The 13199-nt window shown below is 45.5% G+C and carries 14 protein-coding genes; 6 read left to right on the top strand and 8 right to left on the bottom strand.

What is annotated here, in order from left to right; all coding sequences use genetic code 11:
* The first annotated feature begins 28 nt into the window (after positions 1–28).
* The gene (gene pstB, locus ACYQ4O_RS02305) at positions 29–805 is read left to right on the top strand and encodes a phosphate ABC transporter ATP-binding protein PstB (RefSeq protein ID WP_346744414.1); all 777 of its coding nucleotides are present in this window, start codon (positions 29–31) and stop codon (positions 803–805) included.
* A gap of 5 nt (positions 806–810) precedes the next feature.
* On the opposite strand, the gene ACYQ4O_RS02300 is transcribed toward pstB, so the two are convergent.
* The 8 genes from ACYQ4O_RS02300 to ACYQ4O_RS02265 all read right to left on the bottom strand — a co-directional run bounded on the left by ACYQ4O_RS02300 (position 811) and on the right by ACYQ4O_RS02265 (position 6600).
* Entirely contained in the window at positions 811–1365 is a 555-nt protein-coding gene (locus ACYQ4O_RS02300) for an LOG family protein (RefSeq protein WP_460174622.1), read from the bottom strand.
* A 63-nt stretch (positions 1366–1428) separates the two neighbouring features.
* A complete protein-coding gene (secB, locus tag ACYQ4O_RS02295) occupies positions 1429–1968 on the bottom strand; it encodes a protein-export chaperone SecB (RefSeq protein WP_066594326.1) in 540 nt (179 codons plus the stop codon).
* A 39-nt stretch (positions 1969–2007) separates the two neighbouring features.
* On the bottom strand, positions 2008–2445 hold the full coding sequence (locus ACYQ4O_RS02290) for a rhodanese-like domain-containing protein (RefSeq protein ID WP_066594325.1): 438 nt from the start codon (positions 2443–2445) through the stop codon (positions 2008–2010).
* Between the two features lie 456 nt (positions 2446–2901).
* Complete coding sequence (locus tag ACYQ4O_RS02285; protein WP_460174621.1) at positions 2902–3294, bottom strand: cupin domain-containing protein; 393 nt, start codon at positions 3292–3294, stop codon at positions 2902–2904.
* Between the two features lie 194 nt (positions 3295–3488).
* A complete protein-coding gene (locus ACYQ4O_RS02280; RefSeq protein WP_460174620.1) occupies positions 3489–3728 on the bottom strand; it encodes a carboxymuconolactone decarboxylase family protein in 240 nt (79 codons plus the stop codon).
* Entirely contained in the window at positions 3728–4744 is a 1017-nt protein-coding gene (locus ACYQ4O_RS02275) for a DUF362 domain-containing protein (RefSeq protein WP_460174619.1), read from the bottom strand. Before ACYQ4O_RS02275 ends, ACYQ4O_RS02280 begins: the two co-directional genes overlap by 1 nt.
* A 47-nt stretch (positions 4745–4791) precedes the next feature.
* Entirely contained in the window at positions 4792–5820 is a 1029-nt protein-coding gene (locus ACYQ4O_RS02270) for an alpha/beta hydrolase (RefSeq protein ID WP_460174618.1), read from the bottom strand.
* Between the two features lie 9 nt (positions 5821–5829).
* Positions 5830–6600 carry a carboxymuconolactone decarboxylase family protein gene (locus ACYQ4O_RS02265; protein ID WP_460174617.1) on the bottom strand — a complete coding sequence of 257 codons (771 nt, stop codon included), beginning with the start codon at positions 6598–6600 and terminating at the stop codon, positions 5830–5832.
* A 144-nt stretch (positions 6601–6744) separates the two neighbouring features.
* Here ACYQ4O_RS02265 and ACYQ4O_RS02260 point away from each other — a divergent pair, with 144 nt between their 5' ends.
* The 5 genes from ACYQ4O_RS02260 to ACYQ4O_RS02240 all read left to right on the top strand — a co-directional run bounded on the left by ACYQ4O_RS02260 (position 6745) and on the right by ACYQ4O_RS02240 (position 13129).
* The gene (locus ACYQ4O_RS02260; protein WP_460174616.1) at positions 6745–7641 is read left to right on the top strand and encodes a LysR family transcriptional regulator; all 897 of its coding nucleotides are present in this window, start codon (positions 6745–6747) and stop codon (positions 7639–7641) included.
* A 187-nt stretch (positions 7642–7828) separates the two neighbouring features.
* On the top strand, positions 7829–9298 hold the full coding sequence (hutW, locus tag ACYQ4O_RS02255) for a heme anaerobic degradation radical SAM methyltransferase ChuW/HutW (protein ID WP_460174615.1): 1470 nt from the start codon (positions 7829–7831) through the stop codon (positions 9296–9298).
* Positions 9299–9458: 160 nt separating this feature from the next.
* Positions 9459–10208, top strand: coding sequence for a 2,3-diphosphoglycerate-dependent phosphoglycerate mutase (gpmA, locus tag ACYQ4O_RS02250; protein ID WP_460174614.1), 750 nt, complete (start codon positions 9459–9461; stop codon positions 10206–10208).
* Between the two features lie 70 nt (positions 10209–10278).
* Entirely contained in the window at positions 10279–11613 is a 1335-nt protein-coding gene (locus ACYQ4O_RS02245) for a murein hydrolase activator EnvC family protein (protein ID WP_460174613.1), read from the top strand.
* 40 nt (positions 11614–11653) lie between these two features.
* The gene (locus ACYQ4O_RS02240) at positions 11654–13129 is read left to right on the top strand and encodes a S41 family peptidase (protein ID WP_460174612.1); all 1476 of its coding nucleotides are present in this window, start codon (positions 11654–11656) and stop codon (positions 13127–13129) included.
* Positions 13130–13199: the final 70 nt, after the last annotated feature.

Genomic DNA, 13199 nt, shown 5'->3' with positions numbered 1-13199 from the left:
GAACAGACAACATTGTCGTGAAATCTCTATGAATTCAAAAGAAACTCAGAAAAAAACAAAATTATCGGCCGAGAACGTAAATTTCTACTATGGCGAAAAGCAAGTAATTAAAGACGTCTCCCTCTCTTTTAAAGAAAATGAAATTACGGCTTTAATTGGTCCTTCGGGCTGCGGAAAAAGTACTTTCCTTCGTTCTCTGAATCGTATGAACGATTTAATTGAGTCATCCAGGATAGACGGCCTCATTACTCTCGAAGGAGAAGACATCAATTCTAAGGAATGTGATGTTGTTGAGCTCCGCCGGCGTGTCGGCATGGTTTTTCAGAAACCAACTCCATTTGCTAAAAGCATCTTCGAAAACGTGGTCTACGGCGTAAGACTTAACGGTATCAAAGATAAAGAAGAGCTGATGAATATTGCCGAGGAGAGTCTTAAAAAGGCAGCTTTATGGAATGAAGTCAAAGATCGTCTCCATCAATCAGCTTTGTCTCTTTCCGGGGGCCAGCAGCAAAGACTATGTATTGCGAGAGCCTTAGCTGTTTCTCCGGAGGTCTTATTAATGGATGAGCCTGCAAGTGCGTTGGACCCGATCGCTACGGAAAAATTGGAAGAGGGTATTAAAGAGCTGAAGAACGATGTTTGTATTGTCATCGTTACACACAATATGCAGCAGGCCGAAAGAATCTCGGATAAAACAGCCTTCTTTTATATGGGTGAATTGATTGAGTGGGGGGACACGAAGAAGATCTTCCACTCCCCCGATTGCATGAAAACAGCGCAATATGTCAGCGGTTCTTTTGGCTGATGTAGTTATTCCGGAAGCTGCGTAGTCTGCAGAATGTCGAGCAGCTCGGCAGGATCTGTAGAACGCGGCCAAAGGACGCTCGCTCTTTTAGAAATGAAGCCTTTATTTTGGGCATTTTCCAGGAAACGGAAGAGGTCGTCATAGTAGCCTTCAAAATCCAAGAAGCCTAACGGCTTTTTGAAGATTCCTAACCAATTGCTTGTAAGGACTTCGAAAGTTTCTTCCATGGTTCCGATACCGCCGGGTAAGACCACAAAATAGTCAGCCATCTGTCCCATCAGGCGCTTTCTTTCAGCCATGGTCGGCGTGATAATGAGCTTAGAGAGGTTGGCTTCGGGACGCTCGACGTTATAAAGAATTTCAGGAATAACTCCGGTCACATGTGCACCGGCACTGAGAGCCGCTTGAGAAACGATTCCCATCAAGCCGGTTCCGCCTCCGCCGAAGACCATATCCATTCCATGTGAACCAATGGCAGTGCCGAGAGATTCCGCTAATTCCTTGAAAGCAGGATCGTCACCGAGGTGAGAACCGCAGAATACACATACTGTTTTACGCATTTTGCCAAAAACAAAAATCCTCACCCAACAGAAGATGTGAGTGAGGAAAATTTACAAATAAGATTACTGAGCTGTGCCGGTGCCGTTGACTGTGTTGGCTTCAGCAGCTTGAGCAGCCTGAGCCTGCATAGCTTCTTGCTGTACACGCTGAGCGAACATGGCTTGGAAGTCGATTTCGCCCATGTAGACAGGAGGCATGCCTGCACGTGTCAAAAGATCGGACACATTGGAACGCAAGTACGGGTAGATGGCTGCCGGGCAAGTGATGCCAAGAATCATCGGGAGATGTTCCTGAGGGATGTTGTGAATGAAGAAGATACCGGCTTGTTTGCATTCAACCAAGAAAACAGTCTGTTCCTGACCATTTGCTTTTGACTTTGCTGTGACAGTTCCGCGGACGACAACTTCAAAAAGATCTTCAGCGTCAGCAAGCTTAGTCTGTTCAACGTCAACTTGAATGCTGATTTCAGGAGCGTCCTGAAGAAGGAAAATCTGAGGAGCGTGCGGCATCTCGAGAGAAGCATCTTTCAAGTAGATGCGCTGGATGGCGAACTGAGGTCCGTTTTCTTCCTGTGCTGGAGCTGTGTTTTGGTTTTCAGCCATTTAATAGTCCTTTATTAAAAATGAGATTGAAGAAACAGATTAATGTTTCCTTTTTGCCTTTTCTTTTCTATTGATCGCAAGGTTGGTGAGCGGAAGCTTGGCAGCCTGCCATGCAACAATACCGCCTTCGAGTGTGTAGACTTCTGCGAATCCCTTACCCTTCATGTCTTTTAATGCTTGAGCTGTACGGCGTCCGTTTTGGCAGACAAGGATAACAGGTCTGTTTTTATCCAAGGTACCGAGTTTTGCCATCAGATCTTCGGTTGGAATGTTGACGGAGCCGGCCAAGCTGCCGGTTGCAAATTCTTTTGGAGTTCTGATGTCAACTAATTGAGCATTCTTGTCGTTGACTTTGATAACAACTTCTGCAGGGCTCAGACCAGAATTTTTTCCTTTGGACAAAGATGGAAATGCCAAAAGAATACCTGAGCCGACAAAGCACAGAATGAGGAGAATATTTTCAGTAAGAAATTCCATTTTGGAAGCTTTTCGTAAGTCTAAGATTTATCGTTTTATTTGATAGGTTTCTGGCCTATCAAATAATGCCAGTTACTTTAAACTTCATATTATGGAAGAAATTGACCTCCTATTACAACTATAAATTTGAAAGGAGACATATTTCTCGCGGCTGATTTATGGAGGGACAAAAATAATCAAACAAAGAAAAAAGTTGAAAACACTTTTCGACAGAAAGATCGAAAAGCCGTTACAGAGGAGCAGGAAGCTCTTCCGTCGATAAAGAAATATTAGGACAGCGGACTATTTGAGTCATTTCCACCGGCATTTCGCCAATTGCTTCAGCACACTTTAGAAAGCATTTGACTATATGGCGCAAACTCCAAAACAAATTCCAAGAAGCGCCACTTTCCGTAATGCGTCAAGGATAATGAAGCGCTTCTTAGGTAAAAAAGATTGTCCGAAGTCATTTCTTCGTCATTTCAGTTTGTCGTACTCCTCGTCTGTCACAGGTTCGAGCCATTCATTGGAAGTGTTTTCTCCCGGAAGCTCGAAGGCCAGATGAGCGAACCAACTGTCGGCCGCCGCTCCGTGCCAGTGCTTTACGTTAGCCGGAATGTGGATGACCTTACCAGGCAGAATCTCCACCGCTGGTTTGCCTTCCTCTTGATACCAGCCGCGGCCTCCTACGCCGATAAGCATCTGGCCGCCGTCCTTTGTCGCTTTATGGATATGCCAGTTGTTGCGGCAGCGAGGCTCGAAAGTGACATTTGCTATGGGAACCTGCTTGTCCGATATAAAAGCGAGGTAGCTGTTGCCGATGAAATACTGCGCATAGGCAGTATTAGGTTCGCCTATCGGAAAAATCATCTCACGTTGGAAGGCGGCTTTGGCATCTTCTCCAGCCGTATCTTCGGTCCATACGCCTTTGGCGAGGTTGAACGCCGCCCAAGCCTTAGGCCAACCAGCATAAAAACCGATATGAGTAATGATTTCGGCAATCTCGGAGCGCGAAATTCCGTTTTTCTTTGCCGACTGGAGATGGTATATGAGCGAATTATCAGTTATACCTCTTGACTAATAAGCGACGTAATCGTGATCAAACTGCGGTCACGCAGATCAAGTTTATCGGTGCGGCTCCATACTTCGCCAAAGAGGACATCGTCGTTGAGTTCCGCAAATTTAGGGGCGAAGTCGCCGAGTTGGTCGCGCCCTGCTGTCTGTACTATTTTTTCCTGTGCCATAATGTTGAAAGTTAATATGCTAAATATTATTGCCAAAAGAATTTTTTCATAATCGTTCATTACTTATTGGTGCGGATGACTTGAAGACGATAATGAGTTGCACCAACGCCAATTTTTTCAGCCATCTCAAGAGACTCGACAAAGTGTTCTTGTTCCCACTGCCTTCTGGTTTGTTCGTTAGGAGCAAAGCCATAGACAATGTCTACCGCAGCCTGATCACAGGCAATCGGATCAATGCTGAGAAGTATCCCGATATCGCCAATATTCTTTGCTCCGTCACAAGCATCCCGTCTTTGAGGCTCAAGCGAATCAAGGATGTTGAAGAAAATCCACCTTCCCGGTTTGAAATCAAGCGCAGCTTTGACGGCATCCGCCATGGATTCACTGGTGACCTTTTCTCCGGCAGATGAAAAATAGTCAGTTATTGTGCCTCCGCTGTGGATCTGAGCTGCTCCTTTGGGAGTTCCCAGGCAGATGGAAAGATTTTTCATTGAGCCTCCATAGCGAGGAAGATTATGACCTTTAAAGCGCACAATGGAGATTAACGAGTCGTAGTCAGCGAGCTTGGCTCCGGTGATAAATGTCTTGAGGTGATAACCACCTTTTACGGGAAGCGCAATCTCACCTTCCGAGTCCAATATTTCAATCGGACCAGCCTTGTCGAAGCCGTTTGCTTTTGCGGTTTCCAAATGTGCTCGTGTATTGCTGCGGGCGCCGTCAAAGTAGTTACTGTCGATCATGGTCCCTTTGACATTTTCAATCAGCGGCTTTATCAACATCGGGTCGATTTTTACGGCACTGTCTCGAACGTTGGAGAACGTCATTTTGATGCCGACTTTGCCGGAGACTTTGTACTGACTGGCTTCTAGAAGCTTGAGCATTGCCTCAGAAGAAACTATCGGACTGTAGAATACGACCGGCGCGTTTTTGTCTTCGGTCAGATGAGGAAGCCTGATGTTTGCAATCGGCGTGCCGGCTAAGAAGTTTTCTTGAGCATGAAGGACAGAGGCCAAATGACTGCCAAAGTTAAGAAGACTCAGCATGCCAAGGCTATTTAGAAGTTTTCTGCGTTTCATTTTCATTCTCTGAAAAGTAAGTCGTTTTTAGCTCAGAGAGCTTTCTTCTAATGTTTTGCGCTCCAAACCTTATTTAAAAAGTCAGACATGAATTCGTAGTGCTCTTTCGTTTCCGGAGCTTTGGGAACCAAATAGTATTGAGCATGCGAGAGGCCTTCATAGACAATCAGGTCTGCGGGTACTTTGTTCTTCAGTAAGTTGCGATGCATTCTGACGGTGTTGCTTAAAAATAAGTCACGTGTTCCGGAAATCAGCAAGGTTGGAGGAAACGCTTTTAAAGTGCCATTGGAAGCATTAACCGGTGAGAGCAAAGGAGACTTGTAGTCATGACCATTGGCATAAGCTTTGGCCGCAGCATCAATCATGCCGTCGTATGTGCCGAGAATATTATCAACCTTGTCGTTGACGAAGTAGCTGTCGCCTTTCTTGCCAAGCTCAGACCATGGTGTACCGGCGATAATTGCAGCAGGCATAGGCAGTTTATTTTGATGTGCCTGGATAGGCAGAATAAGAGCCATTCCGCCGCCGGTTGAAGTTCCAAAAACTGCAATGTCTTGTGGACTGTATTGAGCAAGAAGAGCTTTATAGACTGTTAGGGCGTCATCGATAGCAGCCGGGAAGGGGTGTTGAGGTGCCATGCGGTAGTCGACACAAACAAGCTTATAGCCTTCCAGGCCTGCCATTAAAAGAGCCTCTCCAAGTCCCGAACGTTCATGTCCCAGAACGTAGCCGCCGCCGTGAAAATAGAGAATGACCTTATTCTCAGCATTCTTTTTAATGTGCTTCGGCTGAAGAATAAAGACAGGAATACCATTCATCTTTTCTTCAAAGATTTGTACTCCTAGAGATTTCGCAAGTTTAAGGTTGTTAGGTGTGGCCGAGGCAACATAGCCCTTTTGTATTTTTTCCCAATCTTCTATCGTTTGAGGCGTCTGCAGCCAGAAATTCGAAAGAGGAGCGCTGACTGCGGCTGTCATTTCCGGACTTAAATCGGAATGAATTGGAAGTGCGGAGGAAGAAGCAATCGATCCTTGGAGACCGAGGACGATAGAGAGAAGGATGAGTGATTTTTTCATGAAAAACTCCTAAAGTCCATTAACAACGGCAAGAGCGTTTAAAGTTCTTGGAAAGCCGTTGAGAGGAAGAGCGATCTGTAACGCGTCAACGAGATTCTGCTTTGTGTATCCTTCTTTCAGATTTGCCGCCCCATGAGCCTTTAACTGAGGCTCGCAAGCACCTAACGCGGCAATGCAGGAGAAAACAGCTAGTTCTCTTTCTTTAATATTCAGGCCGCTTCGAGTATAAAAATCGCCGAAACAGTAACCGGATAAATCATCAATCATCAGCGGCTTCATATTGTCGGGTGTATTTTTGTGCATTTGAGTAATGGTATTGCCAAAAATTGCCGTCTGGACTTCAATGCCTTTTTCGAGTCGGTTGTTGTCAGTGACTGTGGTCTGGGACGGCAGAGGAAGTTCAATGTGATGCTCTTTAAATGCTGCGTTGACGCCTCGCATTGTTTGTTCCACTCGCCCGATTCCAACATAAGGAGCGGTTTGGTACACAGCTTCTCTGATAAGCAGTGGTTGTACTCCGGCTCTAAGAGCATCGGAAGCAATTTCGCAGGCTTGAGTTTCAAGAGCCTGAGCAGCACATACGGCAAGCAGAGAGATGAATTTCTCTTCAACAGTGAGCGTACTTCCGCGAGAGTCCAGAGAGAGAAGACGATTTTTAATTTTGAGGAGGTCTTCGTCGGAAGGAATTGAAGCTTCAGAAAGCGGTGCCGACGAGGCCAAGGATCCTGTTGTACCGACAACTGATGCAAGTAATAGATGACGTCTTAAAAATTTTGGCATATTGAACTCCTTGTTTCCCGTCTAAATATTGTCGCTATGGATGCGGGTCTAACCGTATGATTAGTTTAAGAAAAAGAGTTAATTATTTCCAATGAGAATTTATAATGAAAACAATGCATAAAATTCATAAATAATCTAAAGACCATGGACCTCAAAGTTCTAAAAGCATTTTTAGCTGTCTGTAAGACAGGCAACATAACAAAAGCAGCTGAAGAAATTTATTTGTCCCAGCCGGCTCTATCCCGCCAAATTCAAGATTTGGAAGAGGAGCTCGGCTGTAAACTTTTGAATCGTCATACTCGAAGTCTGTCTCTTACGGAAAGCGGCTATTTGTTCCAGTTAAGAGCCCAAGAAATTCTTGAACTGAGTGCACAAGCCAAACGCGAACTCTCACAGCAGGGTGAACTTGGTGGCACTATCGTGCTTGGTGTAGTTGAAAGCTCCGTGATGGAATACCTTTCGAAAAAAATAAAGAGGTTCCGGGAAAAACATCCTCGAATCAGATTTCATATCCATTCGGCAGCGGGAGATGAGCTAAGAAGAAAAATTGATTCAGATAAATTGGATCTTGCCGTGTTGATAGAGCCGGTGGAAATTGCTAAATACAAGAGTCTTCCGTTAGAGACAAAAGAGCGGTGGGGTCTGGTAGTGAAGGAAGACTCTGTTGAAGAGGGGCGACTCGCTTTTTCCAAAAAAGAAGCGGCATCTCTGGAATTAATCCTGCCGTCAAGAGACATTGTTATCGAGGAGATTTGTGAATGGCTTGGAGTTCCGGAGAAAGATCTGAAGATTGTTGCCTTGCATAATCTTCTATCGAATGCAACAGCCATGGTTCAAAACGGTCTAGGTTCATCTCTATGTATCGAGGGTAGCTTTACCAATCGCGGCTGTCCGGGATTGCGCTTTGTGCCGATTGAGCCGGAAATGATTTCTGGCCATGTCCTGATTCGGAAAAAGAATAAGTCTCTGTCCAAGATAGCCGAGCAGTTTTGGGAATTTTTGGAGGAAGAAGTTAGGAAGGAGCATGAGGCCAAGACCTGATGAGTGCTACTGACTTCTGTGTTCTGAGGATCGGCTGAATTGAATGCAGAGACAAAAATGAAGAGACAAAAATGAAGAGACAAAAATGAAGAGACAAAAATGAAGAGAGATAAACGTAATTGCAAATAATTCTCGATATCATCTTATTCCAGAAAGAGCGACTGCAAAAATAACCAAGGAGAACATCATGGCGTCATTTGAGATGGGAGTGCAACTTCTTAAAAACATGCTTATTAAGAAGAAGAGCTACTCAGCTTTCTATGCTGACGAGAGCGATGCCCTGCATAAAGCCTTTCCTGCAAAAGCAACGGTTCATGCAGGACCATTCGGGATTCCCATGTTATGGAACTCGGCACGAAACTTTCTGGAGAAGAAGTCGTTTGAACCTAGAAAAACAGAAGGAATTGCTTATGTTCATATTCCTTTTTGCGAAAGCCGCTGTCTTTTCTGCATGTTCTACCAGAATCCGTACTCGAAAGAAGCGTCAAATGCATACACGGACACTCTCATAAAGGAATTCGAACTCTGGAACGGCCGAGCTGCACAAAATTCTGCACCTATCAAGGCTCTGTATTTCGGAGGCGGAACACCGACAGCTCTTGAGGCTTCCGATATCAAGAAGATCCTTGGAGCAGCGCGTAAAAACTTACCTCTTGCAAAAGATTGCGAGATTACCTTCGAAGGCCGTATACATGGTTTTTCCGATGACAAACTCGAGGCTTGCTTAGAAGGAGGCGTAAATCGTCTATCCATCGGCGTCCAGACATTCAATCCGGAGATTCGGCGCGAAATGCAGCGTTTAGACTCTCCTGAATTTATCATCCGCCGTTTGGAAGAGATTGGTATGCATGAGAATCTTGCAGTGGTAATCGATCTTCTCTTCGGCTTTCCCGGACAAAAGGGAAAGGTGTGGACTGAGGATTTGAGAATTGCTGCTGAGCTGCCGATTGACGGGGTGGATTGTTATCAACTGAACGTTTTTGAAAAATCTCCTTTGAACACCCGCATTAAATCCGGACTATGCGAACCTGCAGCTACTTTGGCAGAGGCGGCTGATATGTATGCAGAAAGCGTTGAGAAGTTTTCTTCCCATCCGGATTGGCATCGTTTGACCAATACGCATTGGGCAAAAACGCCGCTGGAACGTAATCTTTATAACCGCTTGGCAAAAGGTCCTTCCGACTGTCTGCCGTTTGGCTGCGGCGCGGGCGGCAAATTATTCGGATATAGCTGGATGCAGGAACGCAAACTAGCAAAGTGGAGCGAGATGGTCGAAAAAGGACTGAAGCCGGTTTTTGTCATGATGAAGCCTCAAGAGCATTGGACGTTAATGCGGACATTGGCCAGCAGCGTAGAGTCAGGCCCATTCAACTTGCGTGAGATTGGAGGCAATTTCAACGTTGACATCGAAAAGCCTTTGAAGCCGGTGATGGAACAATGGATTAAAGCGGGCCTTTTAGAGAAATCCGGCGATGTTTACAGCCCGACGATTGCCGGTCAATTTTGGTACGTTACCATGGCTCAGCTGGCTACCGAAGCGCTGACAATGGTCATTTCCAAGGACGATTCTTTTAAAGCAGATCCGATTACGCAGAGCGTATATTCGCCAAATCAAGCTGAGGCTTGGCTTAAGACAATTAACAAGCGAGAGGAATAGAGAAGACATTTCTCAAAGCTGCGTAGTTTCCAATGGTCTACCTCTTCAGAATGAGGAGAACTTCTATTTTTGGGAAGATTCAGATGACAGCAAATACTAGGCTTGAGTTCAAGCACTGGTAAAATGGAAATTCATTTTTCAATTTCCTTCGGAAAACTATATGTACAAAATCGTTTTGATGAGACACGGCGAAAGCCAGTGGAATCTCGAAAACCGTTTCACAGGCTGGGTAGACGTTGATTTGACCGAAAAAGGCCGTAAAGAAGCCGCATTGGCCGGAAAGCTGTTAAAAGAACAGGGATTTGTCTTTGATCTCTGCTACACCTCCGTGCTTAAGAGAGCTATCAGAACACTTTGCATTGCTTTAGATGAGCTCGACCAACTCTATCTTCCTGTTATCAAAGATTGGAGATTGAACGAAAGACACTACGGTGCTCTTCAGGGACTGAACAAGAAAGAAACGGCTGAAAAGTTCGGCAATGAACAAGTCATGATTTGGCGCCGCTCTTACGACGTTCCGCCTCCGGCATTGTCCAAGGATAGCCCGATGTGGCCGGCTAATCAGCCTCGTTATCGCTTGGAAGATCCGGAACTGATGCCTTTGACGGAATGCCTCAAAGATACAGTGAAGAGAGTAGTTCCTTATTGGGAAAATGAAATCGTTCCGAAGATCCGCGAGGGCAAGCAGATCTTAATTACAGCTCACGGCAACTCCTTGCGTGCTTTGATTAAGCATTTGGACAACATCAGCGATGCTGACATCGTTGGTTTGAATATTCCGACGGGAACTCCTCTTGTCTATGAATTAGATGAGAACATGAAGCCAATCAAGAGTTACTACCTAGGCGACCAAGAAGCCATTAAAAACGCAATGGCAGCAGTGGCTGCACAAGGTAAGGCAGGAAAGTAAACTGAAAACTCAGTCTGTTTTGAGAACCGCTGCTGTCTTATTGCTGACGGCAGCATTCTCGTTTAGTACGATGACAACAGGTTTCGCGGCGCCGAGTCCGGAACCTGCGACATCTTCTAGTCAAAAGAAAGCCAAAACGGTTAAAAAGACCGTTCAAAAGAATTCTGCCGTTAAAAAGAAAGTGACGGCTAAAAAAACAACCGCAAAAAAACAAACCGCAGCGAAGCGTTCCTCTCAGCAAAAAACAACTAAAAAGAGAACCTCTTCTGCCTCAAAGAACGTTTCGGTCAGTCAAGTTTCTCAACAAAGAAGTAATACGCAGCAAAGAATCGAGAAGCTGCAGGCCTCAATGGCTGAGGCTCAGACTAACAGAACAAATATTCAGGCTGAACTGCAGAAATCAGAGAAAGAAATCGGTAAAGTACGTCAAAACCTTCAAAATCTGCAGAAAGAGCGCCGTGTCGTTGAAAGAGATCTTCGCAACCAGCTTCGCCAAAAGCAAAAGATCGAAGACGCAATGGCTCAGGAAAGAAAAATCTTGAGTGAAATCGACAAACAACGCTTGGAACAGATCAGTCTTCAAGACGCTCCGGACTGGCTTGGAAAAAGCGACCCGCACCAGAAAGCCAGGGCTGAGGCTTTGCTCGAACTTCTAAGGGAGCGTTCTGAGACTTCTTATAAGAAACTTGAAGAACAGCAAAAACAGCTTGCAAAAGTTGTGTATGCATCTCGAGTTTCCGGAGAAAAGCTGCGAAATAATGTCAGCAGCGAACGCCAGCAGCAGCAAAAACTGGTAAACGAAAGAAGAGAGCGCCAAAGGACGGTTGTTCGTCTGGAAAAAGATTTGGCGATGAAGGCAACAACGCTCAAGAAACTTGAGCAAGACGAAAAACGACTCGCCAGCTTAGTGACGAAGCTGCAAAATCAAAAGAAAACGGCTTATCGTCCTCCTGTCGCAAAGAAAGGTACGACAGAAAAAGCGGTTGCGGCTTCCGCACCAAAGACACAGAGCGGACTTGTGCTCGTCTCTTCCGGCATTCCTGTTTTTGGAAAAGTTGCAGCATCTTACGGCCAAAAACGTGCCGGGGATAAGAACATGGGCAATTGGAAAGGCGTAGTATTCAGCGTCAATGAAGAGCAGCCGGTTAAAGCTGTCCGTGCCGGAAAAGTTGTCTTTGCCGATTACCTAAGAGGCTATGGAAACTTATTGGTTATTGACCATGGACGGGGCTATTTTACGGTTTACGGCAACAACTCTTCGATGGAAAAAGATATAGGTGATTTGGTAGAGGCCGGAGAAATTATTTCTCATGTTGGTTCAAAAGAAAGCGATCTCTCGGTTTTATACTTCGAGTTGCGTCACAATGGGAAACCAATTAATCCGAATAAGTGGCTAAAACTTTGATAATCTTGAATAATTTTCTAAAAGCTAACTAAAAAATATTATGAAAAGTGGAATCCGCGGCATCATCTTAGTCAGCATAGGGATGATTGCAGGTGCAGTGATCGGTGCCGTTACGGCCGAGCCGGTTGCTAATAAAAAAACAACTCTTCCCTTAAGTGAAATCAGACAGTTCACCGATATCTATGGTGCTGTAAAACAATTCTATGTCGAGCCCGTCTCAGATAAAAAACTGATGAAGGGAGCGATTTCGGGAATGCTTCATGGGCTGGATCCGCACTCCGCTTTCCTCGACGAAGAATCTTTTAAAGAGCTTCAGGAAGGAACAATGGGCGAATTCGGAGGTCTCGGTATTGAAGTTACCTCTGATCCGGCGGGTGTTAAGGTAGTTTCTCCGATTGACGATACCCCGGCAGCCAATGCCAATGTCCGTGCAGGCGACGTTATTTACAAAATTGACGGCAAGCTTATCCGTGACGTTCCTTTGAATGATGCCGTTAAGATGATGCGCGGCAAGCCGAACACACAGATCGATCTTTCTATTCTGAGAAAAGGAGAGAAAGCTCCTCTGAACATCAAACTGACGCGTGCCATCATTAAGGTTAAGTCCGTTAAATTTAAGCCTCTTCCTGACAACATGGGATATGTGCGTATTTCACAGTTCCAAGAAAGAACGAATTCGGAACTGGCTAAAGCCATCAATGAACTGGCTAAGACAGACAACTTGAAGAACGGCTTAGTCTTAGATTTGCGCAACGACCCGGGCGGTTTGCTCAATGCTGCCGTCGGAGTTTCTGCGGTTTTTCTACCGAAGGGAGTCAAAGTCGTTTCTACTAAAGGACAGGTTGAAGAGGCTAAAAAAGATTATTTGACCGTTCCTGCCGACTATAGAACAACTAAAGATGATGATCTTATTGAGCGTCTGCCGCCGGCAATTAAGAACATCCCGTTGGTTGTTCTCGTTAACGGGGCTTCTGCCAGCGCCAGTGAAATCGTGGCCGGTGCTCTGCAGGATCATAAGCGCGCTGCAATCTTAGGGACCAAGACTTTCGGAAAAGGCTCCGTTCAGACTGTCATCCCATTGAGAGGCGATGCGAAGAACATGGCCATCAAACTGACGACGGCAAGATACTTCACGCCTACAGGACGCAGTATTCAGGCCAAAGGAATTGTCCCAGATGTTGAGGTAAAAGATACGGCGGAAGGAAATTTCTTAGACTTTGATATCCGCGAAGCTGATCTAGCCAACCACTTGGAGGTTGAGGATGCTTCAGCTCCGAAGCCTGTTCCCGTGGATGCAAGTAAGCAGAAGCCGGCAGGACAGATTAAGGAGAAGGTGGTCGATGAGAAGGGAGAAGAAAAGAAACCTGCTCCCAAGTTCTATAAGTACGGGGAGCCGGACGATTACCAACTCCAGCAGGCAGTCAAGTATCTGAAAGAAAAGCCGAATGGTACAAAACCTGCTAAAAATCCACGCATTAAAGAGCGGATTGAGCCTATCAACCAACCGAAGAAATAGCAGTATTGATTCTTAAGAAAACACCTCCTCGCGTAAAAACAAGGAGGTGTTGCTGTCTTGAAAGCGGAAC

The sequence above is a fragment of the Turicimonas sp. TL08 genome (assembly GCF_054660695.1).
The sequence above is the reverse complement of the archived record's forward strand: the minus strand, read 5'-3'. Positions and strand labels throughout refer to the sequence as shown.